Raw genomic sequence first — 26,452 nt, 5'->3', positions numbered from 1 at the left:
AGGGCAGCTTGCGCCCCGACGGCGTGCGAAGGTCCAGAGGGGACTCGCTCGGTTTCTTGGGCCTGGTGCGAACCTGGGTCTGGCGCAACTTCATCACGTCCTTCAACTGCCTGTCGTTAGTGGTGGGGGACCTCGGTGTTCGCCCTCATTCTGACGCTCGGCACCGACACTTTGCGGGCCTGCGGGGGAACTCCGTCTCTCATGCCTGTACCATGCCCCCGCCCCCTTACGGCACCCTTACAACTCACTGACGGGGCCGCTCAGTTCCCGTCCGTCAGCCTGCCGTACACCTGAAAGTCCCCTGCCTTGCATCATGCACATTTATCGTGGACGCGAGTGTGCCGCACGACACACTTGGCTGTCTAGCTGCGCAAACACGTTCAAGAAAGCCAGTACGGGAGGCCCGTGCGGGCCGCGGGTAAGGCCGTCGGCGAGACGGGACCAATCTGACTCCCGCGACTCCGCCAAGAGAAGCCCTAGCCGGCCGGGCATCGCGGGGCGGCCGGCGCCTCGGCGGTGGAGGGTTCCGGTCCGACAGCGCGACCGCTACTCTCGGTGGCGGAACACGCGCCCGCGACCGCGTCGAGAAACCGAGAGTCCTCATCAACTGGACCGATGTGGCCAGGACGTTTGCTGACGTGACGAGTCAGGCGGGTTGACTTAAGTTCGCAACAATTTATCGGCCGCGCCTCTACTGGTCGGTTTACACAAATAGGTAAGCTGCCTGCCATGCGTGCGCCCTCCGGTTACCTACTCGCCGCGCGCTACCGGCTTGTGGAACCAGTCGGACGCGGCGGCATGGGCACCGTTTGGCGGGCACATGACGAGTTGCTCGACCGCGACGTGGCGGTCAAGGAAGTGCGCCTGCCGAACGTGCTCGACGAGGAGCTGCGCGCCGAGTTGTGCGCGCGCACCGAGCGCGAGGGCCGGGCGACCGCGATGGTCGCGCACCCGTCGGTCATCACCGTCTTCGACGTGGTCACCGAGGACGACCGGCCGTGGATCGTGATGGAGCTGCTGCGGGCCAAGTCCCTGGAGCAGCTCATCCAGGAGCAGGGACCGCTCCACCCGCGCAGGGCCGCCGAGATCGGCCGGCAGATCCTCGGGGCGCTGCGCGCCGTGCACGCCAAGGGGATCCTCCACCGCGACGTCAAGCCGAGCAACGTGCTGGTGACCGAGGACCGCGCGGTGCTCACCGACTTCGGTCTGGCCGCACTCGAAGGTGACGTTTCCATCACCCAGGCGGGCATCGTCCTGGGGTCCGCGGGATACATCGCTCCAGAGCGGGTGCTGGGCTCGAAGGCCAGCCCCGCGGGCGATCTGTGGTCGCTCGGCGCGACCCTCTACACCGCCGTCGAGGGCAGGGGCCTGCACGGGCGCCGTACGGCCGCCGCCGCGCTCGCGGCGCTCACCAGTGGCGAGCCGATCCCGATGACCAAGGCCGGGCCGCTGGCCCCCGTGCTTGACGCGCTGCTCAGGATCGACCCCGCGACCAGGCTCGACTCCGTCCGCGCCTCGCTCATGCTGGCCAGGGTCGCCGCCGGAGGCTCGGCCGAGGAGCCGCTTGCCCCGCGCAAGCCCGTACGCACCGCGCCGGCCATCAACCCGCCGTCTTTCACACGCAGGCCCGCGCATCGCGGGCTCCACAGGGCGGACGTCTCCACGACAGCGCTGTCTGTCCCGGTGCCACGGCAAGAGCGCAAGCCCGGCGAGGGCGTGCACAGGAAGCGCGTCGAGTCGCGGCCGACGCCGTCCGCTTATGCCCGTTTCAAAGCGACGGTGATAAAGTTGTGCCTTCCTCGGCGGTTCTGGCCAAGAGAACTTCGCAAGCGAGGGTAAAGCACTTCCCAAGCGAGAATCGATATCTTCTTCTCATGCCGGAACAGCAGACACGCCTGCTCGCGGAGCGCTACGAGCTCATAGCCCCGCTCGGCCGGGGCACGATGGGCACGGTGTGGCGCGCCCGTGACCGCGCGCTCGGGCGCGAGGTGGCGGTCAAGGAAATCCGCCAGGACCCGGGGCTCACCGAGGAACAACGGGCCGAGCTGCGCGAACGGATGGTGCGCGAGGGCCGTATCGCCGCGCGGATCAACCACCCGTCGGTGGCGTCCATCCACGACGTGCTGATCCACGACGACAGCCCGTGGATCATCATGGAGCTCATCGAGGCCCGATCGCTGGAGCAGGTGATCGAAGAGGAGGGCCCGCTGCCGCCACGGCTCGTGGCGGAGATCGGCGTGGACCTGCTCGGGGCGCTGCGCGCCGCGCACGCCCAGGGGATCACCCACCGCGACGTCAAGCCGGGCAACGTGCTCATCACGGAGAGCGGGCGGGTGGTGCTGACGGACTTCGGCATCGCCAAGGCCGAGGGCGACTCGCGGCTGACGAAAACGGGCATGGTGATCGGGTCACCCGGCTACACGGCCCCGGAACGTGCCAGGGGCGAGTACACCGGCCCCGAGTCGGACGTCTGGTCGCTCGGCGCGACCCTCTACTTCGCCGTCGAGGGGCGCCCGGCGTACGAACGGGCTACGATCGCGGAGACGCTGGCGGCGCTGCTCACCGAGAGCGCCGACCCGCCGACGCAGGCGGGGCAGCTGCGGCCCGTGCTGAACGGGCTGCTGAACAAGGACTACCGGCAGCGGCTCAACGCTGCCAAGGCGGAGACCCTGCTGCGCATGGTCGCCGACACCCCGACGAGCGACATGCCGGCGATCACGGCTGAGGCTCTCATGGCGCAGGAGGCCGCATTGTCCGACCCGTTCGCCGCCCAGAAGAACTCAGCACAGAAGAACTCAGCCCAGCAGAACCCAGCACAGCAGAGCCCAGCACAGCAGAGCCCAGCACAGCAGGGCCCGGCTCAGCGGAACCCGGCCCAGACGAATCCGGCCCAGACGAATCCTGCGCGGAAGACCCCGGCGCCTCAGGCCGCGCCCGCCGGCCCCGCGCCGTACGGAGCCGGAGGCGCGGGCGCCCCCCGCGGTCAGGCACCCTGGGGCCCCGCCGGACCGGGCCAGGGGCCGGGCGCCCAGGCGCCCAGAGGGCCCGTGGGCCCGCCGCCCGGCGCACCCGGCGGCCCGGGCCAGGGTCCCGCGTCGGGGCCGCAGGGCCCGATGAGGGCTCCGGGCTCGCCCACCGTGCCCCGCAACGCCGCACCCCAGAACGCCGGACCCCAGAACGCCGGGCCCCAGCGCCAGCCGCAGAGCGGCCCCCAAGCGCCCGGGGCCTTCCCCGACCAGGGGTTCGACCCCGAGCGGACGGTCAGCGTCCAGCGCCCCAAGGGCCCGTTCCCCCCGGCTCCCGAGCAGAGCAGGCCGCCGCAGGGCCCCGGCGACGAGGGCGCGGTGGTCACCACGCGCATCCAGCTCCCGCCCGCGCCGGGCCAGCAGGTCTACCCGCCCACCACGCCGCCCGCGGGCCGGCAGCCCGGCCCCCAGCAGCCGCCGGCCGCGCAGCAGCAGCCCCCGTCAGGGGCTCAGCAGGTCCCGCAGCAGGGCAAGGGCCTGGGCACCGACCTGTTCGCCATCGCCGGGCAGCCGGAGCAGCCCACGGGCAACCGCAACGGCATGCTGGTGCTCATGGCGGTGGCCGCCGCGGCCGCCGTGGTGATCGCCGTGCTCATCGTGGCGCTCTTGTCCAGCTGACCCGCGCCGCGGCCGCCGGGCGGTCGTGGGTCAGACTGGAAGTCATGAGCGAGTTCAGAATCGAGCATGACTCGATGGGCGAGGTACGCGTGCCATCAGGCGCCAAGTGGCGCGCGCAGACCCAGCGGGCTGTGGAGAATTTCCCGGTTTCGGGACGCCCTCTCGAGCCGTCCCACATCGCCGCGCTCGGCCTGGTCAAGGCGGTGGCCGCCGAGGTGAACGGCGAGCTGGGCGTGATCGACAAGGACATGGCGGAGGCCATCGCCCAGGCGGCGGCCGACGTCGCCGAGAACGAGCACGACGCCCATTTCCCGATCGACGTCTTCCAGACCGGCTCGGGCACCTCGTCCAACATGAACGCCAACGAGGTGATCGCGACGCTGGCCGAGGAGCGCCTCGGCCGCCCCGTGCATCCGAACGACCACGTGAACGCCTCCCAGTCGTCCAACGACGTCTTCCCGACCTCGATCCATGTGGCGGCGGCGACGGAGGTGACGTTCCACCTGCTGCCCTCGCTCAGGCACCTGGCGGCGGCGCTGCGGGAGAAGGCGATCGAGTTCGACGGGGTGGTGAAGTCGGGGCGCACCCACCTGATGGACGCGACCCCGGTGACGCTCGGCCAGGAGTTCGGCGGGTACGCCACCCAGGTCGAGAACGGCGCCCTGCGCGTCGCGGCGGCCCTTGAGCGCGTACTGGAGCTGCCCCTGGGCGGCACGGCCGTGGGCACCGGCATCAACACCCCGCCGGGCTTCGCGCAGGCCGCCATCGCCAAGCTCATCGAGGCCACCGGCATCCCGTTCGTCGAGGCCAGGGACCACTTCGAGGCCCAGGGCGCACAAGACTCGATCGTCGAGCTGTCGGGCCAGCTCAAGGTGGTGGCCGTCGCGCTCACCAAGATCTCCAACGACCTCCGCTGGATGGGCTCGGGCCCGCGCGCAGGGCTGGGCGAGATCAACCTGCCCGACCTGCAGCCAGGCTCGTCCATCATGCCCGGCAAGGTCAACCCGGTGATCCCCGAGGCCACGACCATGGTCGCGGCCCAGGTCATCGGGAACGACGCGGCGATCACGTTCGCCGGCGCGTCCGGCAGCTTCGAGCTGAACGTGCAGCTGCCGGTCATCGCGCGCAACATCCTGGAGTCGATCAGGCTGCTGGCGAACGTGTCACGGCTGCTCGCCGACCGCTGCGTCTCCGGCATCACGGCGAACGTGGAGCGCCTGCGCGAGTACGCCGAGTCGTCCCCGTCGATCGTCACCCCGCTGAACAGGTACGTCGGCTACGAGGAGGCCGCGAAGATCGCCAAGCAGGCCCTGGCCGAACGCAAGACCATCCGCGAGGTGGTCGTCGAGCGCGGCCACGTGGCCAACGGCACCCTGACCGAGGACCAGCTCGACGCCGCGCTCGACGTCCTGTCGATGACCCGGCCCTAATGATCCGCTGACGCCTGGGCCTGTGTGGCATGCGCCCACAGGGTGAGCAGGGACAGCGCGGCGCCGGAGTCGACCGCCTCGGCGGCCCGCTTGTAGGCGACGCTCAGGGCGGGCGTGAGCTCGGGCGCGGGCGGGGCGCCTTCGGCGGCCACCACGGCGGCGGCCGCGTTGAGCAGCACGATGTCCCGCACCGGGCCCCGCTCGCCCGCGAGCACGGCCCGCGCCACGCCCGCGTTGTGCCGGGCGTCGCCGCCGCGAAGGTCGTCCGGGCGCGCCCGCGGGATCGACAGGTCGGCCGGGTCGAAGGCGGTGGGCGTCACCTTGCCCCGGCGTACGACCCAGATCGTGGAGGGGCCCGTGGTGCTGAGCTCGTCGAGCCCGTCGTCACCCCTGAAGACCAGCGAGGAGCAGCCGCGCTGGGCCAGCACGCCCGCGATGACCGGCGCCATGCCCTGATGGAAGACGCCGACCGCCTGGGCGGGCGGCAGGGCCGGGTTGGTGAGCGGGCCCAGGAAGTTGAAGACCGTGGGCACGCCCAGCTCGCGGCGCGGCCCCGCGGTGCGTCTCAGCCCGGAGTTGAACGCGGGCGCGAAGCAGAACGTGATCCCGACCTCGTCCGCGACCCTGACCACCTTGGCCGGCGGCAGGTCGATGACCACGCCGAGCTCTTCCAGCACGTCCGCCGCGCCCGCCAGCGAAGAGGCGGCCCGCCCGCCGTGCTTGACGACCTTGACGCCCGCCGCGGCGGCGACGACGGCGGCCATGGTGGAGATGTTCACGGTGTTGGCGCGGTCGCCGCCGGTACCGACGAGGTCCACGGGGTCGCCGGAGACCCTGATCGCGGCCGATCTCATGAGCATGCCGTCGGCGAGCCCGGACACCTCGGCCACGCTCTCGCCCTTGGCCCGGAGCGCGATCGCGAACGCGGCGATCTGCGCGTCCGTGGCCGCGTCGCCAATGATCTGCTCCATGGCCCACTTGGCCTGGAGGGAGGTGAGCGAGCGGCCGCCGAGCAGCGTGGTGAGCAGTACTGGCCAGGTGGTGGTCATGGTGAGCGCCCCTTTTCGTCAGTGCTCGACGGGGGCGCGTACGACATGCGAGCGGCCGCCTCGTCGAGGCGGCCGGTGCGTATGCGCTGGGAGGTCCGCCTAGGAGGCGGGCCACCACTGGGACGAATACGCGGTCATGGGCTCAACATAGCAGACACGCGTGATCTACATAGGGCAGCACGGATCTATGTCGTCGGCACCCATGCGTCGGAGCGCGGCGACCGCCTAGGGTTCGGGGTATGGCGAAGGAGCTGACGGGGCGGACCGCGCTTGTGACGGGGGCGGGGGGCGGCATCGGGGCGGCCTGCGCCCGGCGCCTGGCCGCCGATGGGGCGAAGGTGCTGGTCGTCGACCTGCGGGCCGAGCCGGCCGAGAAGGTGGCCGCCGAGCTCGGCGGCGTGGCCGTGGTGGCCGATCTGAGCGATCCCGGGTTCGTGGCGGCGCTGCCCGACGAGCCGGTCGACATCGTGGTGAACAACGCCGGGTTCCAGCACGTCTCCCCGATCGAGGAGTTCCCGCCCGAGGTGTTCTCGGCGATGCTGCGGGTGATGGTCGAGGCCCCGTTCCTGATCGCGCGGAAGGTGCTGCCCGGCATGTACGCCAGGGGCTGGGGGCGGTTCGTGAACATCTCGTCCGTGCACGGGCTGCGCGCCTCGCCGTTCAAGTCGGCGTACACGACGGCCAAGCACGGGCTGGAGGGCTTCTCCAAGGTGGTCGCGCTCGAAGGGGCGCCGCACGGGGTCACCTCCACCTGCGTCTGCCCCGCCTACGTGCGGACGGGCCTGGTCGAGGCGCAGATCGCAGACCAGGCTAAAGTGCACGGCATAGAGCCGGACGAGGTCGTCGAGAACATCATGCTGCAGCCCGCCGCGATCAAGCGGCTGATCGAGCCCGAGGAGGTGGCCGAGCTGGTCTCCTATCTGTGCGGCCCCGCCGGGGGGTTCATCACCGGCGTCTCCCTCCCGATGGACGGCGGCTGGACGGCGCACTAGTGGCTTCAAGGCGACCGAGCCCGCCGGACGGAGTGAGGCCATGAGCACGCACTTCCTCGAGTTGCTGGCCAGGGAGGCGTCGGCGGTCGAGTTCGAGAGGCCGATCATCGAGGCCAGGGCCCGGGGTGCCGACCCGGCCACGATCGAGGAGCTGGAGCAGGCCAAGGTCGAGGCGCTCAAGGTGCGTGACCTGCTCAAGCGGCGGGCCAGGCGCGAGGCCGAGCTGTCGGCCCTGTACGACACGGCCGGCGACCTGGCCGCGCTGCGCGACCTCGACGCCGTGCTGGAGGCCATCGTGCACCGGGCCAGGCAGCTGCTGGCCACTGACGTCGCGTACATGACGCTGCACGACCCCGAGCAGGGCGACACGTACATGCGGGTCACCGACGGGTCGATCTCGGCCAAGTTCAGGGCGTTGCGGCTGGCGATGGGGGCGGGGCTGGGCGGCCTGGTCGCGCAGACGGCCACGCCGTACTCGACGGCCGACTACTTCGCCGACTCCAGGTTCCGGCACAAGAACCACATCGACGAGGCCGTCAAGGAGGAGGGCCTGGTCGCGATCCTGGGCGTGCCGCTGCGGCTGGGCCAGCGGGTGATCGGCGTGCTGATGGCGGCCAACCGCAGCGCCCGGCCGTTCCACCAGGAAGAGGTGTCGCTGCTGGCCAGCCTGGCCGCGCACGCCGCCGTCGCGATCGACAACGCCAGGCTGCTGCAGGAGACCAGGAACGCGCTGGAGGAGCTCTCCCAGGCCCACAGGACCGCCAGGGCGCACGGCGAGGCCGTGGAGCGGGCCGCGCTGGCCCACGACAGGATGACCTCGCTGGTGCTGCGCGGCGGCGGGATCGAGGACGTGGCGGCCGTGGTGACCGACGTGCTCGGCGGCTCGCTGGCCGTGCTCGACGACCTGGGGCGGCCGCTCACGGGTGACGTGGGCGAGCTCGACTCCGGGGTGTTCGAGTCGGCGCAGGCGTCCAGGGCGCTGGGGCGTACCGTGCGCAGGGGTGACCTGCGGATCGCGTCGGTGGACGTCGGCGGGGAGCCGCTGTGCACGCTGATCCTGCGCAGCGACGACGCCGACGAGCGCATCCTGGAGCGGGCGGCGCTGGTGTGCGCGCTGCTGCTGCTGTTCCGCAGGAGCGTGGCGGAGGCCGAGGGGCGGGTCAGGGGCGAGCTGCTCGACGACCTGATCTCCCGGCCCGGCTCCCCCGGCCTGGCCGACCGGGCCCGGCGGCTGGGCGTCGATCTGTCGGCGCCGCACGTCGTGGTCGTGGTGCGGCACGAGGGCCAGCGGGAACGGGCCGCGTTCTGGGCCTCGTCGCAGGCCACGCTGCGGCACGGGCTCGCGGCCGGGCGGGCGGGCGAGGTGGTGCTGCTGCTGCCGGGCCACAACGCGGGCGGCGTCGCGCAGCGCGTCGCCGCCGAGCTGAGCGCGTCGCTGCACGTGCCGGCCACGGCGGGCGCGTCGAAGGTCTGTCTCCCTGGCGCGGCGGCCCGGCCGCCGGGGGGCGACGTCCCCGGGGCGGGTGACGTGGCGGCGGCCTACCAGGAGGCGCGCAGGTGCGCCGAGGCGCTGATCGCGCTCGGGCGGGCGGGTGACGGCGCGAGCGCGGCCGAGCTGGGGTTCGTCGGGCTGCTCGTCGGCGACGGCCGCGACGTGCGCGGCTTCGTCGGCCGGGTGCTCGGCGCCGTGATCGACTACGACGCCCGCAGGGGCACCGCGCTGTCCGACACGATGGCCGCCTACTTCGGCTCGGGCGGCTCGCCCTCCCGTACGGCCGAGGTCATGCACATCCACGTCAACACCGTCACGCAGCGGCTCGACCGGATCGGCAAGCTGCTCGGCGACGGCTGGCTGGAGCCCGAGCGCGCCCTGGAGATCCAGCTCGCGCTCCGCCTGCACCGGCTCGGCCACACATCCACCCCATAGACTGTGGGCCCCGCCCCCATATAAGTGACGCCGGTCACTCCTTACCGTGACCGGCATGGCCACTTCCATCAAGAAGATCGTCGCCGCCAGCCTGATCGGCACCACCATCGAGTGGTACGACTTCTTCCTGTACGGCTCGGCAGCCGCCCTCGTGTTCAACAAGCTCTTCTTCCCCGAGTCCGACCCGCTCACCGGCACGCTGTTGGCGTTCCTCACCTATGCCGTCGGATTCGTCGCCCGCCCGCTCGGCGGCCTGGTCTTCGGCCACTTCGGCGACCGGATCGGCCGCAAGACGCTGCTGGTCGTCAGCTTGCTGACGATGGGCGCGGCCACGTTCCTGATCGGCTGCCTGCCGACGTACGAGACCCTGGGCCCGTCCGCGGCGCTGCTGCTGACCGCGCTGCGGCTCGTGCAGGGCTTCGCCCTCGGCGGCGAGTGGGGCGGCGCGGTGCTGATCGTCTCCGAGCACGGCGACACGGCCCGCCGCGGCTTCTGGGCCTCCTGGCCGCAGGCCGGCGCCCCCGGCGGGAACCTGCTGGCCACCGGCGTGCTGGCGGCCCTGGCCGCCTGGCAGTCGGAGGAGGCGTTCCTGGCGTGGGGCTGGCGGGTGCCGTTCCTGCTGTCGGGCGTGCTGGTGCTGATCGGCCTGTGGATCCGCCTGACGATCACCGAGTCGCCGGTGTTCCAGGAGGCGCCGCCGGAGAAGGCGGCGCCCATCGTGGGCGTGCTGCGGCACCACTGGAAGGACGTGCTCACCGCGATCGGCGCGCGCCTCGCGGAGAACATCTCCTTCTACCTGCTCACCGTCTTCGTCATCACGTACGCCAAGTCAGTCAAGATCGAAAACTCCACCGTGCTGAACGCGGTGCTGATCGCCTCGGCCATCCACTTCATCACGATCCCGATGTGGGGCGCGCTGTCCGACCGGATCGGCCGCCGCCCGATCTACCTGGCGGGCGCCGCCGGCATCGGAGTGTGGATCTTCGCGTTCTTCCCGCTCGTGGACACCGGCAACTTCTGGGTGATCACCCTCGCCATCACCGTCGGCCTGCTCTTCCACGGCATGATGTACGGACCGCAGGCGGCCTTCTTCTCCGAGCTCTTCGGCACGAGGATGCGCTACACCGGCGTCTCGATCGGCGCGCAGCTCTCGGCGATCGTGGCCGGCGCGCTGGCCCCGATCATCGCGGTCGCGCTGCTGAAGTCCTACTCGAGCAGCCTGCCCATCTCCGTCTACCTTGGTCTGGCCGCCCTGCTCACCCTGGGCGCGGTCTACGCGGCCCGCGAGACCCAGGGCAGCGACCTTGCCGAGAGGATCCACGCGCGATGAAGGTCACCACGCCCAGGCTCACCCAGAACGTCCTGACCGTCGAGGGCAGGCACACCGGCGAGCCCGTGCTGTTCGTGCACGGCAACGTCTCCTCCGCCGCCTTCTGGCGCGACAGCATGGCGGCGCTGCCCGGCCGCTACCGCCCGCTCGCGGTCGACCTGCGCGGGTTCGGCGAGAGCGACCCCGCGCCCGTGGACGCCACGAGGGGCCTGCGCGACTGGTCCGACGACGTGATCGAGCTGGTCGAGGCGCTGGACCTGGACGGCGTGCACCTGGTCGGCTGGAGCCTGGGCGGCGGCATCGTGCTGCAGGTCCTGCGCGACCGGCCGGCCGCCGTCCGGAGCGTCACCCTGGTCAACCCGGTCTCCCCGTACGGCTTCGGCGGCACCGAGGGCCCCGACGGGCGCCTCACGCACCCCGACGGCGCGGGAGCGGGCGCCGGCGCGGCCAATCCCGACTTCGTGGCCCGGCTCAAGGCGGGCGACATGTCGGACGAGTCCCCCACGTCGCCGCGCAGCGTCCTCCGCTCCTCGTACGTCAAGCACCCGGGCCTCCCCGACGAGGACTTCTACGTACGCTCGATGCTCACTACCCAGGTGGGCGAGGCCAACTACCCGGGCGACGCCGCCGGCTCGGCCGCCTGGCCCGGCCTGGCCCCCGGCAAGCACGGCGTGCTCAACGCCCTCGCCCCCACCAACTTCCGCCTGGACGACCTCCACGAGATCGACCCGAAGCCGCCCGTCCTGTGGATCAGGGGCGCCGACGACGTGATCGTCTCCGACACGTCGCTCTTCGACCTGGCCCACCTGGGCGCGCTCGGCGTCGTGCCCGGCTCCCCCGGCACCCCGGCCCAGCCCATGGTGACCCAGACCAGGGCCGTGCTGGAGCGCTACGGCCCGTACCGCGAGGCCGTCGTCGACGACTGCGGGCACAGCCCGCACCTGGAGCACCCCGCGGAGTTCCAGCGCCTGCTGACCGCCCATCTCGGGGGGTCGTGATGCTGGTCACGCTCACCTTGGTCGCGAGCCTGCTCACCCCGGTCCCGCAGCTCACGGTGCCGGGCGCGGAGCGGACCCTGGTGGCCACCCTCGACGACCTGACCACGGCGGGCACGACGAAGACCGGCCACACCGACCCGGCCGACTGGGCCGGGCTGCACTCGGCCGCCACGGTCAACCCGACGGGCGTGCCCGGCATCCAGATCGACGGCTACTTCCCCGACACCTCCACCACCAACGCCACGCACGGCTGGAACCACGACTCCCAGTTCGTGATCAGGCTCCCCGAACGCTGGAACGGCGGCCTGGTCGTCAGCGGCACCCCCGGCAACAGGGAGCAGTACGCCAACGACTACACGATCTCCGACTGGGTGCTGGCCAAGGGCTACGCGTTCGCCTCGACCGACAAGGGCAACGTCGGCGTGAACTTCCACGAGGACGGCCGCGAGCCCGGCGACGCCATCGCCGAGTGGAACGAGCGGGTCACCCAGCTCACGGTGGCCGCCAAGGCCGTCGTCAGGCAGCGGTACGGCAAGAAGCCCCGGCGCACGTTCGTGGCGGGCATCTCCAACGGCGGCTACCTGGTCAGATGGCAGCTGGAGAACCGCGGCGGGCTCTACGACGGCGGCGTCGACTGGGAGGGCACGCTCTGGCGGGTCAAGGGCGACAACCTGCTGAACTTCCTGCCGCCCGCGCTGGAGGCGTACCCGGACGAGGCGGGGGTGCGGGCGGCCGGGTTCGCGGCGGGCTCGGAGTTCCTGTGGCCGTTCCACCGGCAGTACTACTGGGAGCTCACCCAGCAGCTCTACCAGAAGGAGCTGGACCCGTCCTACCAGGGCGCGGCGGCCGACTACGACTACGACCGGCGCAAGCCGTACGCGGCCGTGGCGAAGATCGCGCTGACCGGCCGGATCACCAAGCCGCTGATCACGATCCACGGGACGCTCGACACGCTGCTGCCGATCTCCCGCGACTCCGACGTCTACGCGAAGATGGTCGGCCCGCACCGGCCGTTCCGCTACCACCGCGTCGAGGGCGGCAACCACCTGGACAGCCTCGTGGACGCCTACCCCGACAAGCTCAAGCCCATGCTCCCGGCCTTCAGGAGCGCCTTCGAGGAGCTAGAGGGCTGGGTCAGTCCTTGAGGTAGCGGTGCCTGCCCGCGCGCGCCAGGCGCACCATGTGGCGCGCGCCGGGCAGCCGCCTGCCGATCCGGTACAGGATGGTGTCCCGGCCCATGGGCGAGCGCCTCCCCGGGTCGACCGCGGCGGCGGGCCGTACCTTGATCTTGCCCCTGCGCATCTCCAGCGCGAACCTGAGCCCGATCTCCTCCTCCGACGTGCGCAGCGACGTCAGCCAGCCGCCGGGGCCGAGCTGGTCGGGCGGCGGCATCAGCCGCTTGACCGGCACCTTGGCCACGAGCTGCCCCGCGAGCCGGCCGGGCACCCCGGCCTCGGCCAGCGCGGGCGCGCACACCTCACGGCCGCGCCGCCGGGTGCTGCGCAGCACCAGCTCCAGCGGCGGCCCGCCGCTCGGCGGCACGTACGGCACCGGCAGCACGACGTACACGTGCCCGTCGAGCTGCTTGACCTCCGCCCCGCGCGACACCAGGGCGATCGACTCGGGGAACGAGCGCGGCTCCACGGCCAGGCCCAGCTCGCCGTGGTCGGTCCAGCACGGCACCACCAGCCGCATCCTGGGACGCTGGGCCAGCACGCCCAGGCAGTTGAGCGGGCCCGTCGAGCTGCCGACCCGGCTCCTGGCCTGGTTGGCGCCGCCGAACATGCGGACGTGCACCTCCCACTGGCCCGGCTTGAGCGGCTCGCCGACCGCGGCGCTGGTCACGTCCAGCTTGGCCTCGCCCCTGATCTGCACCCTGATCCGGCGGCGGCCGTCCTGGATGCGCTCCACGTGCTGGGTCATCGGCAGGAAGTGGATCACGCCCGTCTCGGTGTGGCGCACGTACAGCTCGACGCGGGCCCGCTCGACCGCTTCGGTGACGTCGGTGACGCTCCCGTCCAGGGACTTGGTGTCCAGCGAGCGCGGCGGGGTCCAGAGCAGGCGCTCGCCGTCCTCCCGGTACCTGTCGGGCGTGCCGTCGCCCGACAGGACCTCCACGGTCAGCGCGAGCACGAGCACGTGGGCGTCCCAGCGCATCTCGGTCAGGTCGGCGCGGAGCCCGGCGCGCTTGGAGGAGTTCGACAGGAGCACGATCTGGTCCAGGCGGCCCGCGCGCACGTAGGCGGCCACCACGCGCAGTTGGACGGGCAGGTAGCGGTCCAGCCGATCCGGGAAGCGCTCCTCGACCAGCTCCTGCACCACCCGGAAGTGCAGGCCCCGGTCCACCGACGAGTCGGCGAACCTGGCGGTCAGCAGCGGGCGCAGCACGGCGTACCGGAACCAGTGGGCGTACATGCGGTCGCGCTGGCGGCCCTCGCCCACGCAGGCGTCGATGTCGGTGAGCAGCTCGCTCAGCTCCTTCACCATCGACCGCGGCTCGTCCTCGGCCCACGGCCGGTCGCCGAGGTGGCAGCAGACGTGCTCGGCCAGCACGGCGATGACCTTGGCGTGCAGGTAGGCCCGCATCACGAACGCCTGCTCGGCCATCCTGCCGCCGGGCACGGTGAAGCCCAGCTCGTTCTCCTCCAGGAAGCCGCGGCGGTAGAGCTGCTGGGGCAGCAGCAGGTGGAGCAGGCGGTCGCGCAGGATGTCGGCGCGGGCCGTGCCGCGCTCGAAGGCGACCATCGGCGGGCCGAAGTCGCGGATCAGGCGGCCGATCAGCACGTCGGCGTCGGTCTCCACGGCACGCTCGTGCATGCGGGCGGCGGCGTCCTTCTCCAGGCGGTCGCCCTGGTCGAGGAAGTAGACGTAGTCGCCGGTGGCGGTGGCCAGGCCCACGTTGCGGCCGCGCATGGGCGTGCCCGTGTGCGGCAGGTGCAGCACGCTCACGTTGTCACGGGTCGCGGCGATGGTGTCCAGGCGCTCGCCGATTCCGTCCGTGGAGCCGTCGTCCACGAAGATCACTTCGTACTCGTCCGGGGGCATCGTCTGCTCCAGGGCGGAGCGGATGCACGCGTCGGCGGTGGCCCCCGGGTTGTGGACATTGACGATCACACTGACCTTCACACCCATGCGGCCAGAGTGGGCCCGTATGCACCTTCGGGCGCGGCGGCTTGCCGATTAGAGAGGGAAAGTTGACCCTCTAATACCAACCGACCGACTGTGAGTGTCCCCATGCGCCGCAGGGCGTGCCGTAGCGGCCCTTGATGTAGCCGAGGCCCCACTTGATCTGGGTCGCGGCGTTGGTCTGCCAGTCGGAGCCCGCGCTGGCCATCTTGCTGCCCGGAAGGGACTGCGGGATGCCGTACGCGCCGGAGTAGCGGTTCATCGCCCGCTCGTTCCAGCCGCTCTCCTTCATCCAGAGCCGCTCCAGGCAACCCCACTGGTCGTCGCCCCAGCCCATGGAGGAGAGCATGGTCTTGGCGGTGGCCTTGTTGCTGCCCGGCGAGGGGTTGCTGCCCGGCGGGAAGTTCGCGGTGGGGAACCCGTCGCCGCCCGGCGCCTTCTTCGGCACCACCCAGTCGATCTCGGGGTCCTTGCCCGCGGCGGACCGGCCGTCCTTCAGCTTGTCCGCCTTGTACGCCTGCTCGGCCGCGTTCTTGAGCGCGTCGTTCTGCGGGTCGGGCGTGTAGAAGCTGCCGCCGGCGATGGCGCCCAACTGCTCGGGCGTGAAGGGCGTGACGGCTGGCCTGTTGGCGTTCTCGATGGCGCGGAGGGCCACGAAAGTGCCTCCACCGACCACCACCACCAGCGAAACGGTGGTGATGACCACCGCTTTCACGCTCACGCGCTTCTTGGGCCGGCGCGTCGGGGGGAGGTCTTCCTTCGACGGGCGCTCACTCAACTGCGGACCGGGGCTCACGAACCATGAGCTTGCCTTGTCATGGGGGGTGGTCCGCAACCGAAACGCGAGAATCGCTTGGGACCCCGTTGGCTAACTTGCTGGTAAGCGTGGCGTTTCCGAAATAGTGTGATATTGCTCACACAAAGGACGGCTCCCCCTCGGGCGCCCGTGAACCGAAGGGAAGCCGCTTCCAGGCTGCCTTGCCTACTTTGATGTCCCATCAGGGACACGTCACAGTTTGGTGACTTAGTTCGGGCATTCGGGACATGGAATAATAATTTGTGCGTGGCTGGCATCCTTCTGGTTGAAGACGACCCCTCGGTCCGCATGGCTCTAGAGCTGGCGCTGACCCGGCAGGGACACTCCGTCACGTCGTACGCGACGGGCGAGGAGGCGCTCGACCACATCAGGGCCCGCCGCCCGGAGATCGCGATCCTCGACGTGATGCTCCCGGGGATCGACGGGATCGAGGTGTGCCGCCGCGTACGCAAGCTCGACCAGCTCCCCGTCATCCTGCTCACGGCCCGCGGCGACGACCTGGACGTGGTGGTCGGGCTGGAGGCCGGCGCGGACGACTACGTGGTCAAGCCGGTCGAGCCCCGGGTCCTGGACGCTCGCATCCGCGCCATCCTGCGCAGGGCCGAGTCCGCCGCCTCCGATCGCATCACCTTCGGCGACCTCGTGATCGACCGGGGCGCGCTCAAGGTCATGCTGGCCAACAAGGAGATCCATCTGACGCCGACCGAGCTGCGGCTGCTGCTGGAGCTCGTACGCCACCCCGGCCAGGTGCTCAACCGCCGCTACCTGCTGCGCGAGGTGTGGGACCACACGCACATCGCCGACTCCCGGCTGGTGGACGCCTGCGTGCAGCGGATCCGGGCCAAGATCGAGCCGAAGCCGGCCGAGCCCGTGTTCATCCACACGGTGCGCGGGTTCGGCTACCGCTTCAGCCCTCCGTGATCCCCCTTCCCACGGGGCTGCGCGCCCGCCTCGTCATCACGTTCACGCTGGTCGCGGTCACCGCCTCGCTGCTGGTCGCCACCATCGGCTTCGAGCTGGCCAAGACCGCGCTCGTGACCCGCGAGGAGAACACCTCACTCGACCTCGTGATCAGAGAGCTGGGCGGCATCACCTTCCCCGTCGGCAAGCTCGCGCCCGGCGAAGCCGCGCCGACCATCAAGGAGCTGGACCGCGTCGCCGCCGGGCTCAGCGGGCCGGGCCGCAGCGTGATCGTCGAGTACGGCGGCCTGGTCTCCCTCGAAGGCCCCATGACCATGAGCGACGTGCCCAACGAGCTCTACGGCCGGGCCAAGCAGAGCGTGGTCACCCAGCGCAAGGTCATCCGCAACGAGCTCTGGCTCATCGTCGGCGCCGAGGTCTATCGCGACTTCAACGGCACGCCCCAGGCCACGGGGCTGCGCGCGTTCGTGTTCTTCCCGATGCGGGGCGACGAGAACCAGCTCAACGCGCTCAGGGCCACGCTCGCCCAGGCCGGCGCCGCCATCGTGCTGATCGCGCTGGTCGTGGCGCTGCTGTCGGCCAGGCAGGTGCTGCTGCCGGTCCGGCGGCTCAGCGCGGCCGCGCAGGCGCTCGGCCAGGGGCGGCTGGACACGCGCCTGCCCGTCCACGGGCAGGACGAGCTGGCCGAGCTGACCGCCCGCTTCAACGACGCGGCCGCGGCGCTGGAGCTGAGCGTGTCCGAGCTGCGCTCGCTGGAGGCCATGTCACGCAGGTTCGTGGCGGACGTCTCGCACGAGCTGCGCACGCCCCTGACCGCCATGACGGCCGTGGCCGACATGCTCTCCGAGGAGGCGGGCCGGCTGCCCGAGGCGCCGGCCGAGGCCGTCCGGCTGGTGCTCAGGGAGATCGAACGCCTGCGCGAGCTGGTCGAGCACCTCATCGAGATCAGCCGCTTCGACGCGGGCACGGCCACGCTCAACGTCGAGCCGGTGAACGTGGCCGACGCCATCGCGGACTGCCTGGAGGTGCGCGGCTGGAGCGACCAGGTGCAGGTGAAGGCGTCCCAGGGCTTGACGGTGAACCTCGACCCGAGGAGGTTCGACGTCATCGTGGCCAACCTGGTCGGCAACGCGCTCAAGCACGGGCAGCCCCCGATCACGGTGAGCGCCAGAGGCACCGAGAACGGCCTGGAGGTGAAGGTGCGCGACCACGGCAAGGGCATACCGCGCGAGGCGCTGCCGCACGTCTTCGACCGTTTCTTCAAGGCCGGCGCGGGCCGGGCCCGCAGCCAGGGCAGCGGCCTCGGCCTCGCGATCGCCCGCGCCAACGTCCACCTCCACGGCGGCACGATCTCCGTACGCCTGCAGAATCCCGGCACGCTCTTCACGGTCTGGCTACCACACTCATGACCGCTGTCCGCGCTCTCGCGCTCGTCCTCCTGCTCGCCCTGACGGCCTGCGGCATCTCGCCCACGGACGTCCAGGACCGGGGCAACGCGCCCACCATCAAGATCCCGCCGCCCTCCAAGACGATCTTCCTGATCAGGAGCGGCAAGCTCGCCCTGGAAGCGGCCGACGTCGAGAACGACACCGTCGCCAGCCTGCTCAGCGCGCTGTTCGCGGCCTCCTCGCAGCCCCTCGACGGCGGGCGGGACACCGCGCTGCGCGGGTTCACGTACCTGGGGATCAAGGACTCGCTGAACCCCGTGCAGCGGGACGAGGTCCAGTTGCCGCGCACCTCGACGCTGACCGTCTACATCAGGGGCGACGGCACGCTCACCAAACTCGGCCTGGCGCAGATCGTCTGCACGGCCCAGCAGGACGCGGCGTACGAGATGGTGAAGGTCGTCCGGGACAACGTGAACCGCCCCTCCGAGTCGGAGGGGCAGCACACCTGCGGCGAACTCAAGTGATCATGGTGGGCCGCCCTCCGGCGGCCCACGATCACATCGTGATGTCCTCGAGCATCTCCGTCACCAGCGCCGCGATCGGCGAACGCTCCGACCTGGTCAGCGTGACGTGCGCGAAGAGCGGGTGGCCCTTGAGCTTCTCCACCACCGCCACCACGCCGTCGTGCCGGCCGACGCGGAGGTTGTCGCGCTGGGCCACGTCGTGGGTGAGCACGACCCGCGAGTTGGCGCCGATCCGGCTCAGCACGGTCAGCAGCACCCCGCGCTCCAGCGACTGGGCCTCGTCCACGATCACGAACGCGTCGTGCAGCGACCGGCCCCGGATGTGCGTCAGCGGGAGCACCTCCAGCATGCCCCTGTCGAGCACCTCCTCGATCACCTCGGGCGAGGTGATCGCGCCCAGCGTGTCGTAGACCGCCTGCGCCCACGGGCCCATCTTCTCGCCCTCGGTGCCCGGCAGGTAGCCGAGCTCCTGGCCGCCCACGGCGTACAGGGGGCGGAAGACGACCACCTTGCGGTGCTGGCGGCGCTCCAGGACCGCCTCCAGGCCCGCGCAGAGCGCGAGCGCCGACTTGCCGGTGCCGGCCCGGCCGCCCAGCGAGACGATGCCGATCTCCGGGTCCATCAGCAGGTCGAGCGCGATGCGCTGCTCGGCGGAGCGGCCGTGCAGGCCGAACACCTCGCGGTCGCCGCGGACGAGCTTCACCGACTTGTCCGGCTGCACCCGGCCGAGCGCCGAGCCCTTGGCCGACAGCAGCCGCAGGCCGGTGTGCGCCGGCAGGTCCCTGACCTCCTCCAGGTCGGCGCTGCCCTGGTCGAAGAGTGTCTCGACGTCCTCCGCGGTCACCTGGACCTCGGCCATACCCGTCCAGCCCGACTCGTGTACGAGCTCGGCGCGGTATTCCTCGGCCGCCAGGCCGATCGAGGCCGCCTTGACCCGCAGCGGCAGGTCCTTGGACACCAGGACCACGTCGCAACCCTCCGCGGCCAGCGAGCGGGCCACGGTGAGGATGCGGGTGTCGTTGTCACCCAGGCGGAACCCGACTGGCAGGATCGACGGATCGCTGTGATTGAGCTCAACCCTGATGGTGCCGTCACCTGTCGGCATCGCCTCGTCGAGCCTGCCGTACTGGATCCGCAGGTCGTCGAGGTAGCGCAGGGCCTTCCTGGCGAAGTAGCCAAGCTCGGGATGGTGCCGCTTCCCCTCCAGCTCGGTGATGACCACGATCGGAAGAACCACGTCGTGCTCGGCGAAGCGGGTCATGGCCGCCGGGTCGGCTAGCAGGACCGACGTGTCCAGCACGTACGTGCGCTTGGCCGACTGGTGAGTAGGGTTGCTCGAGGACACTGCCACACGTTCTCCCCCGGGCGCCCATAAGCGCGAGCGCCCTGCAGACGAGGCGGGATTCGGACCGGTCCCTCATCCCCGACCGCGAGCTGCCGTCGGCGCCGGGTACCGGCCCCCCTCGGCAGATCTTGGTGCAAAGGCGGGCCCTCTCCGAAATGTCCGGCCTGCGGTCGGACATTTACTACGTTACGTTCTGAATGCCCCGTTGTCGCGTCATGAACCGTAACGTCGGTGTCTCGCAGCGTAATCGCGCAGCGCCCGCAGGAAGTCAACCCTGCGGAAGTCAGGCCAGTAGGCCTCGTGGAAGTAGAACTCTGAGTGAGCGCTCTGCCAGAGCATGAAGCCGGACAGGCGCTGCTCGCCCGAGGTCCGGATGAGGAGATCCGGGTCGGGTTGGCCGCGAGTGTAGAGATGCTCCGCGATGTGCTCCACATCGAGCACCTCGACGAGGTCCTCGATGCTCGCCCCTTTGCTCGCTTGCTCCTGGAGCAGTGAGCGCACCGCATCGGCAATCTCACGCCTTCCTCCATACCCAACTGCAACGTTCACAATCAGGCCTGGACGGTGTGATGATGCTTCCTTTGCGTTTTTTAGGACATTCGCCGTTCGGGCTGGCAGCAGATCCAGCGCGCCGACCGGGCTGATCCGCCAGCCCTCGTCCACCAGCTCCTGCGTCACGTCCTCGATGATGCGCAGCAGGGGCTCCAGCTCCTCCTTCGGCCGGTTGAGGTTGTCGTTGGACAACATCCAGACGGTGACGACCTCGACGCCCGTCTCGCGGCACCAGCTGAGCAGCTCCGAGATCTTGTCCGCGCCCTTGCGATGGCCGGTGGCGACATCACGCATGCCCATCGCACGTGCCCAGCGGCGGTTGCCGTCGATGATCACCCCGACGTGCCTGGGGATGATGTCCTTCGACAGCTTGGACTCCAGCCGGTGCTCATACAGCCGGTAGACCAGATCGCGCAGGCCCACGGAGTGCCTCCCCAGCGGTTGCCTTCGGTCGCATGACCCAACAGGCAATTATCACCGCGAATCGCCCGTGCCTGCTCCCTCTAGGGGATTCCTCGCCAGATCTCTACCTTCTAGACATCCTTCCGCCTCATCCACAAGACTCCGGACGAACACCGACAGCTCCGACGACGTCAGCACCGCCCGCATGCCCACGCCCGTCGAGCCCCACGCCTCCACGTACGCCCTTCTGGTCAGCCGCCACTCGCCCTCGGCGGCCTGCCACACGGGGATGGTCCTGAGCTGGCAGCGCAGCTCCCCGCCGCCCACCAGGCCCGCCCTGGTGCGGTAGCGGAAGGAGAACAGCTCGCTGTCCGGCTCCTCCTCGGGGAACCTGTCGTCGGGGTCCGCCCACCGCTTGGCCGCTCCCCGTCCCCGGCGGGCCTCGTCCACGCCGCGCGCCAGGCGCGCGAGCAGCCAGCCGCACCGCTCCCCGACGCTCCCGTACGGCGTGCCGTCGCGGCGCAGCTCAAGGGTGACCTCGTACGGCGTGCCGACGCTGTCCCTGCATGCCACTGGTGTGACGGTCAGATAAGACCCGTCGACGCAACGCAATCCCCCCATTCTCTGACGGTTTCCGGCCGAATGTCGGTTAAACCGGCTATGCCGGATCCGCCCCTGGCCAGATGTGGCCAGAGGGAATCACGGGAGAAAACGCGACCACCAACGGGGTTTGCGCGGCGGGCCGGGCATGCGGCCGCGCTCGCGCAGCCAGTCGGCGAAGTCGTTCGCGTCGGTGCGGTAGTTGGGCGGGGGCTCGCCGCGGGAGCGCGCGTAGGCGGCGAACTCCGCGGCCAGGTCGGAGCCGGCCGCGGCGGCGGCGTCGGGCCGGATCCTGGCCACGATGCCGCGCCGCTTGGCGACCAGGCTCGACGCCTGCACCCGCATCCGCTCCGGGTCGAACCCCTGGGGCACCTCGGCCCCGGCGACGAGCGCGGCCACCACGTGCCCCTGCGCCTGGGCCAGCCGCCGCCGGACCGCCTCCAGCCCCTCGGCGTCCGCCTCCCCCCGCTGGTCGGTCATCCGGGCTCCCGGGCCACGGACATCGCCGTGCGGATCCTGGCCAGCTCGCTCTCCAGGGCGGCGTCGCTCGGGTAGTCGTCGTCCCACTCCAGCAGCGCGCCCGGCGGGGTGGCGCGGGCGCACAGCTCCGTGAGCAGGTCGAGCACCGGCCCAGGCGCGGAGGCGGTGTGCGTGTCGTGCCAGATGCCGTGGTGCTCCTCCCCGCCGGCGACGTGGACGTACGCGAGGTGTTCGAGCGGCAGCGCGTCGAGCGCGTCCGTGGCCGACAGCCCCAGGTTGTACTGGTTGGTGTAGAGGTTGGCCACGTCTATCAGCAGCCCGACCCCGGTCCGCTCGACCAGCTCGGCGAGGAACTGGGCCTCGGTCAGCTCGTCGTCCGGCCAGCCGAAGATGGCCGCGACGTTCTCCAGGGCGAGCGGCACCGGCAGCGCGTCCTGCGCCCTGCGCACGTTCTCGGCGATGACCCGCAGAGACTCGCGAGTGCGCGGGACGGGCAGCAGGTGCCCGACCTCGATGCCGCCGCCCCTTACGAACGCCAGGTGCTCGCTGACCAGCGGCGCGTCCAGCACCTCCGCGCAGGCGGCCAGGTGGGCGAGCCGGGCCGGGGAGGGCGGCTCGGCGCCGCCGACGCCGAGCGACACCCCGTGCGGGATGACCGGCAGGCCCCTGGCCCGCAGCACGCGTAACGACTCGGGGAGGTCGGCGGGCTTGATGTTCTCGGCGACGACCTCCAGGAAGTCGACGCCGGGCATCCGCTCGATGGACAGGTCCAGCTCGGCCCGCCAGCCGATCCCCACCCCCAGCTCGCCCCCGGTGCGCTGCCCGGCTCCCGGCTCGGCCATGTCAGCTTCCTCCTCCTCCGCAGCCACCGCCGCCGCACCCGCTGCCGCCGCCACAGCCCGACGAGCCGCTGCCGCAGCCGTGGTGGGACGCCCCGCCGCAGCCGCCTCCGCTGCTGTATCCGCCACCGTACGTCGGCCGCCGCCTCGGCCGGCCGGCTGCCTTGGCCACCCGCAGGTCGGCCTTCAGCCGCGCGCTCGGGCCGTACAGCGCGGTGCGCACCCGCTCGTCCCCCGAGCCCAGCGGGTACCTCTTCCTGGCGTTGCCCAGCCGCTCCACCCCGTGGGCGGTGAGCGCGTCGCGGCGGGACCTCCTGCGGTTGCGGATCACGCCGGCCGCGCCCGCGCCGGTGAGCGCCAGGGCGATCAGCGAGATCATCAGCAGCGGCTTCGTGCCCTCGGTGACCACGGTGACCACGGCCGCCACGACTCCCGCGAAGGCCAGCGCCGACACCACCTGGAGCCCGGCGGCCAGCCGTCGGAGCCGCCTGGCGCGGTCGCCGGGCAGGACCAGGCCGGTGTCCATGAGGTGGCGCTTGAGCGCGTCCATGGCCAGGCTCCTGCGTACCTCGATCTTGAGCGCGGACGCCGGGAGTCCGGAACGGTCGGCGACGGTGGCCAGCGTCGCCTGCTCGATGGGGTCCCGCGACACCGACGGCGCGTGGACGGTGTGCACGTGTCCCCCGCGTGACACGCGCAGATCTCCCGAGCCGGTAAGGAGCGCGATGGCCGTGCCGGCCACCTGCTCGGGGCCGCCCGCCAGATAGGCGAGCTCGTAATGGCCCAGTTTCTGGCCCATGGCGCGAGTACGGGACGTCGTCGGGACGGCTTTCTCGCGTTTGAATGCGGAGGCGGTGGTGAGGGCTATCGCCGCCAGAGCCACCGAAAGGATCAGCAGGAACAGGTCCATTTAGGCCTCCCTCCGTGCAGCCGGATCAGGCTGTTATCGGAAGGACGCGTAAGGCAAAGGTAAAGGTTTCGTTCTGCTCATTTAGATTATTCGAATTCTGTCAGCTGCTCCCGCCGCCGCAGCTCGAACCGCCGCCTCCGCAACTGGAACCGCTGCCGCAACTCGACGAGCTCCCGCCGCAACTCGACGATCCGCCGCCGAAGTCCATTCCGCCGAAGCCGCCCGAGGAGTCGCTGCCGAACGTCGTGCCGTCGCCGCCGCCGTACGTCCCGCAGGCGCCGGCGCAGTCGCCTCCCGGGTCGCCGGCCGAGAGTTCGTCGCACAGGCTCTGGTCCCCGGCGTCCTGCAGCCCGTACAGCGCGACGGGTATCCCGACCGCCAGGGCCAGGGAGCTCTGGTCGTGCACGCCTCTCGGGTGATGCCCGCGCGCCGACAGCAGGACCGCGCGCCCCTCCTTGGTGAGGACGTTCCGCAGCCTGCGACGCTGCCGGGCGAGCGCGGCGAGCCCCGAGACGACCGCGATCACGGTGAAGAACAGCACCCCAAGGAAGACCGGCTCCTTGGCCGCCAGCCGGGCGGCGGCCAGCGCGACCACCAGCAGCGCGAACCCGCCCGCCACAGCCACGGCCGCCTTCTGCAGCTTCCTGCGCCGCCACGCCGTCCCGAACGCCTCCTCCGGCACGATCAGGCCGCGTGCCCGGAGGCCGCCGGCCAGCCCGGCCGGCGCCGGATGCGCCTCCAGCGCCCGCCGCAGCTCGCCGGCCCGGTAGCCGCCCGGCCTGGCGGCCAGCGCGTCCAGCACGGCCTGCTCGATCGGCACCGGCGAGGGCCGCGCGCCGTACACGGCGGTGACCTGCGACCCCCGTGACACGCGAACGGCGCCGGCCCTCGCGAGGACGGCCAGCGCCGTGTTGATGGCCCGCCGAGGCCCGCCGGACAGGTAGGCCAGCTCGTAGTGGGACAGATCATGCCCGGCGCCCGTGGGCTCCGGCTCGCTGACGCGTCTGCGCTCGCGCTCGACGCTCTGTTCCGCCACGTTGACCAGGAAGACCACGCCCAGCGCGGCGAAGAGCAGGAAGTAGTCCACGGCGGCCCCTCCTAGCGGTACGGCAGTCCGTCAAGTTAGACGCAGCCGCCGTACCGCACAAGGGGGTCAGCCGAGCCGATCCAGCAGGGCGTTGTACTCGTCCCACAGTTCCTTCGGCAGATGCGAGCCGAACTTGTCGAAGTGGGCCGGGATCAGCGACGCCTCCTCGCGCCACACTTCCTTGTCGACGGACAGGAGCGTGCGCAGGTCCTCCTCGGACAGGTCCAGGCCCTCGGTGTCGAGGTCGGCCGGCAGCAGGCCGATCGCCGTCGGCACGGCCTTGGCCTCGCCGTTGAGCCGGTCGACGATCCACTTGAGCACGCGGCTGTTCTCGCCGAAGCCCGGCCAGACGAACTTGCCCTCGGCGTTCTTGCGGAACCAGTTGACGTAGTAGATCCGCGGGAGCTCGGCGCCCTTGCGGCGGCCGATCTCCAGCCAGTGGTCGAAGTAGTCGCCCATGTTGTAGCCGCAGAACGGCAGCATGGCGAACGGGTCGTGGCGCAGCTCGCCCACCTTGCCCTCGGCCGCGGCGGTCTTCTCGGAGGCGACGTTGGCTCCGAGAAAGACGCCGTGCTCCCAGCTCAGCGACTCGGTGACCAGCGGCACCGCGGTGGCGCGGCGACCGCCGAACAGGATCGCCGAGATGGGCACGCCCTTGGGATCCTGCCACTCGGGTGCGATGGTCGGGCACTGCGCGGCGGGAGTGGTGAAGCGGGCGTTCGGGTGGGCGGCGGGCTCGCCGCTCTCGGGCGTCCAGGAACGCCCCTTCCAGTCGGTCAGGTGCGCCGGCGGCTCCTCCGTCAGCCCCTCCCACCACACGTCGCCGTCGTCGGTGAGCGCGACGTTGGTGAAGATGCTGTTGCCCCAGAGCGTCCTGATCGCGTTGGCGTTGGTCACCTGGCCGGTGCCGGGCGCGACGCCGAAGAAGCCGGCCTCCGGGTTGATCGCGTACAGGCGGCCGTCGTCGCCGAAGCGCATCCAGGCGATGTCGTCGCCGATCGTCTCGACCTTCCAGCCTGGGATCGTGGGCTGGAGCATGGCGAGGTTGGTCTTGCCGCAGGCGCTCGGGAAGGCGGCCGCGATGTAGCGGGTCTCGCCGGACGGCGGCGTGAGCTTGAGGATCAGCATGTGCTCGGCCATCCAGCCCTCGTCACGGGCCATGGCGCTGGCGATGCGCAGCGCGTAGCACTTCTTGCCGAGCAGGGCGTTGCCGCCGTAGCCGGAGCCGTACGACCAGATCTCGCGGGTCTCCGGGAAGTGGCTGATGTACTTGGTCGAGCTGCACGGCCACGGCACGTCCTGCTGACCGTGGGCCAGCGGCGCCCCGACGGAGTGAACCGCCTTGACGAACTCGCTGTGTTGATGGTCGCGCTTGCTGCGGCCTCCGTTGGCTCGTCCCTCGCTCTCTCCGGCCTTTCGCGCCGCTCCGCGCTTCTCGATCAGGCGAAGAGCCCTCTCCCCCATCCTGGTCATGATCCGCATGGAGACGGCGACGTACGGGGAGTCGGTGATCTCGACGCCGAGCTGCGAGATCTCGCCGCCGAGCGGGCCCATGCAGAACGGCACGACGTACATCGTGCGGCCGCGCATGCAGCCCTTGAAGAGCTGCCCGAACGTCCGGCGCATCTCGTCGGGGGCGATCCAGTTGTTGGTCGGCCCCGCGTCCTCCTCGCGCTCGGAGCAGATGAAGGTGCGGTCCTCCACCCGGGCCACGTCGCTGGGGTCGGACTTGGCGTAGAAGCTGTTGGGCCGGGCGGCGAGTCGCGTGAACGTCCCCTGATCCACGAGAAGGTTGGTCAGGCGCGTCCACTCCTCCTCGGACCCGTCGCACCACTCGATCCGGTCTGGCTGGGTCAGGGCGGCGATCTCGTTGACCCACGCGGCCAATTCGCTATTGCTGGTCGGTGCGGGCACTTCCACGGAAACGGACACGACTGCGACTCCTCCACTCTCTCAGGGCCCAGTCATCATTAACGACGAAGCGGCATGAAAGCCAATTGGCATAGACCTGTTGGCCTTGCCCGTCGTCGCAGGCAGGGGCCCTGACGATTGGTGGAGCCTACCCAGCCCGAGCAGATTTAAAAGAGAATT

The 26,452-nt window shown here is 71.0% G+C and carries 22 protein-coding genes; 11 read left to right on the top strand and 11 right to left on the bottom strand.

From position 1 onward, the window contains the following. The first annotated feature begins 729 nt into the window (after positions 1–729). The 3 genes from ABZS69_RS10810 to ABZS69_RS10800 are packed head-to-tail and all read left to right on the top strand — an operon-like array spanning position 730 to position 5,074. Positions 730–1,839: a serine/threonine-protein kinase gene (locus ABZS69_RS10810; protein WP_355369518.1), complete on the top strand. Its 1,110-nt coding sequence runs from the start codon at positions 730–732 to the stop codon at positions 1,837–1,839. 35 nt (positions 1,840–1,874) lie between these two features. Beyond that, positions 1,875–3,644, top strand: coding sequence for a serine/threonine-protein kinase (locus ABZS69_RS10805; RefSeq protein ID WP_355369516.1), 1,770 nt, complete (start codon positions 1,875–1,877; stop codon positions 3,642–3,644). Positions 3,645–3,688: 44 nt separating this feature from the next. Then, on the top strand, positions 3,689–5,074 hold the full coding sequence (locus ABZS69_RS10800) for a class II fumarate hydratase (RefSeq protein ID WP_355369514.1): 1,386 nt from the start codon (positions 3,689–3,691) through the stop codon (positions 5,072–5,074). Here ABZS69_RS10800 and trpD read toward each other — a convergent pair. Next, positions 5,071–6,123 (bottom strand): anthranilate phosphoribosyltransferase, encoded by a 1,053-nt coding sequence (gene trpD, locus ABZS69_RS10795; RefSeq protein ID WP_355369512.1) that lies wholly within the window; start codon positions 6,121–6,123, stop codon positions 5,071–5,073. The genes ABZS69_RS10800 and trpD overlap by 4 nt on opposite strands. 239 nt (positions 6,124–6,362) lie before the next feature. On the opposite strand from trpD, the gene ABZS69_RS10790 reads away from it, so the two are divergent. Genes ABZS69_RS10790 through ABZS69_RS10770 form a run of 5 tightly spaced genes read left to right on the top strand, consistent with a single transcriptional unit; the run spans position 6,363 to position 12,515 of the window. Further along, a complete protein-coding gene (locus ABZS69_RS10790; RefSeq protein WP_355369510.1) occupies positions 6,363–7,115 on the top strand; it encodes a 3-hydroxybutyrate dehydrogenase in 753 nt (250 codons plus the stop codon). Between the two features lie 40 nt (positions 7,116–7,155). Continuing rightward, entirely contained in the window at positions 7,156–9,042 is a 1,887-nt protein-coding gene (locus ABZS69_RS10785) for a GAF domain-containing protein (protein WP_355369508.1), read from the top strand. A gap of 55 nt (positions 9,043–9,097) precedes the next feature. Further along, on the top strand, positions 9,098–10,372 hold the full coding sequence (locus ABZS69_RS10780; RefSeq protein ID WP_355369506.1) for an MFS transporter: 1,275 nt from the start codon (positions 9,098–9,100) through the stop codon (positions 10,370–10,372). Beyond that, on the top strand, positions 10,369–11,370 hold the full coding sequence (locus ABZS69_RS10775) for an alpha/beta hydrolase (RefSeq protein ID WP_355369504.1): 1,002 nt from the start codon (positions 10,369–10,371) through the stop codon (positions 11,368–11,370). Before ABZS69_RS10780 ends, ABZS69_RS10775 begins: the two co-directional genes overlap by 4 nt. Beyond that, a complete protein-coding gene (locus ABZS69_RS10770; protein ID WP_355369502.1) occupies positions 11,370–12,515 on the top strand; it encodes a tannase/feruloyl esterase family alpha/beta hydrolase in 1,146 nt (381 codons plus the stop codon). The genes ABZS69_RS10775 and ABZS69_RS10770 overlap by 1 nt, the downstream gene beginning before the upstream one ends. Here the strand turns inward: ABZS69_RS10770 and ABZS69_RS10765 are convergent. Continuing rightward, positions 12,505–14,502, bottom strand: coding sequence for a glycosyltransferase family 2 protein (locus ABZS69_RS10765; RefSeq protein ID WP_355369500.1), 1,998 nt, complete (start codon positions 14,500–14,502; stop codon positions 12,505–12,507). The genes ABZS69_RS10770 and ABZS69_RS10765 overlap by 11 nt on opposite strands. 70 nt (positions 14,503–14,572) lie before the next feature. Beyond that, positions 14,573–15,217, bottom strand: coding sequence for a lytic transglycosylase domain-containing protein (locus ABZS69_RS10760; protein WP_355369498.1), 645 nt, complete (start codon positions 15,215–15,217; stop codon positions 14,573–14,575). A gap of 342 nt (positions 15,218–15,559) precedes the next feature. Between ABZS69_RS10760 and ABZS69_RS10755 the strand changes: the two genes are divergently transcribed. Genes ABZS69_RS10755 through ABZS69_RS10745 form a run of 3 tightly spaced genes read left to right on the top strand, consistent with a single transcriptional unit; the run spans position 15,560 to position 18,146 of the window. Further along, positions 15,560–16,234 (top strand): response regulator transcription factor, encoded by a 675-nt coding sequence (locus tag ABZS69_RS10755; RefSeq protein ID WP_192788022.1) that lies wholly within the window; start codon positions 15,560–15,562, stop codon positions 16,232–16,234. Beyond that, complete coding sequence (locus ABZS69_RS10750; protein WP_355369496.1) at positions 16,231–17,643, top strand: HAMP domain-containing sensor histidine kinase; 1,413 nt, start codon at positions 16,231–16,233, stop codon at positions 17,641–17,643. The genes ABZS69_RS10755 and ABZS69_RS10750 overlap by 4 nt, the downstream gene beginning before the upstream one ends. After that, positions 17,640–18,146 carry a hypothetical protein gene (locus ABZS69_RS10745; RefSeq protein WP_355369494.1) on the top strand — a complete coding sequence of 169 codons (507 nt, stop codon included), beginning with the start codon at positions 17,640–17,642 and terminating at the stop codon, positions 18,144–18,146. Before ABZS69_RS10750 ends, ABZS69_RS10745 begins: the two co-directional genes overlap by 4 nt. A gap of 31 nt (positions 18,147–18,177) precedes the next feature. On the opposite strand, the gene ABZS69_RS10740 is transcribed toward ABZS69_RS10745, so the two are convergent. The 8 genes from ABZS69_RS10740 to ABZS69_RS10705 form a co-directional block, all read right to left on the bottom strand. Next, positions 18,178–19,497, bottom strand: coding sequence for a PhoH family protein (locus ABZS69_RS10740; RefSeq protein ID WP_355369492.1), 1,320 nt, complete (start codon positions 19,495–19,497; stop codon positions 18,178–18,180). 207 nt (positions 19,498–19,704) lie between these two features. Continuing rightward, complete coding sequence (locus ABZS69_RS10735; protein WP_355369490.1) at positions 19,705–20,466, bottom strand: isoprenyl transferase; 762 nt, start codon at positions 20,464–20,466, stop codon at positions 19,705–19,707. A 51-nt stretch (positions 20,467–20,517) separates the two neighbouring features. Then, positions 20,518–21,018: a hypothetical protein gene (locus ABZS69_RS10730; protein WP_355369488.1), complete on the bottom strand. Its 501-nt coding sequence runs from the start codon at positions 21,016–21,018 to the stop codon at positions 20,518–20,520. Positions 21,019–21,144: 126 nt separating this feature from the next. Continuing rightward, positions 21,145–21,525 (bottom strand): hypothetical protein, encoded by a 381-nt coding sequence (locus ABZS69_RS10725; RefSeq protein WP_355369486.1) that lies wholly within the window; start codon positions 21,523–21,525, stop codon positions 21,145–21,147. Further along, complete coding sequence (locus tag ABZS69_RS10720) at positions 21,522–22,367, bottom strand: DUF692 domain-containing protein (protein ID WP_355369484.1); 846 nt, start codon at positions 22,365–22,367, stop codon at positions 21,522–21,524. The genes ABZS69_RS10725 and ABZS69_RS10720 overlap by 4 nt, the downstream gene beginning before the upstream one ends. A 1-nt stretch (position 22,368) precedes the next feature. Beyond that, a complete protein-coding gene (locus ABZS69_RS10715; protein ID WP_355369482.1) occupies positions 22,369–23,274 on the bottom strand; it encodes a TIGR04222 domain-containing membrane protein in 906 nt (301 codons plus the stop codon). Between the two features lie 100 nt (positions 23,275–23,374). Beyond that, positions 23,375–24,361: a TIGR04222 domain-containing membrane protein gene (locus ABZS69_RS10710; RefSeq protein WP_355369480.1), complete on the bottom strand. Its 987-nt coding sequence runs from the start codon at positions 24,359–24,361 to the stop codon at positions 23,375–23,377. Between the two features lie 66 nt (positions 24,362–24,427). Further along, a complete protein-coding gene (locus ABZS69_RS10705; protein WP_355369478.1) occupies positions 24,428–26,293 on the bottom strand; it encodes a phosphoenolpyruvate carboxykinase (GTP) in 1,866 nt (621 codons plus the stop codon). Between the last annotated feature and the right edge of the window lie 159 nt (positions 26,294–26,452).

It is taken from the genome of Nonomuraea sp. NPDC005650 (assembly GCF_040605375.1).
In the GTDB taxonomy this organism is placed as follows: domain Bacteria; phylum Actinomycetota; class Actinomycetes; order Streptosporangiales; family Streptosporangiaceae; genus Nonomuraea.
Note: the sequence above shows the minus strand (reverse complement) of the source record. Positions and strands in the feature narration are given on the sequence as shown.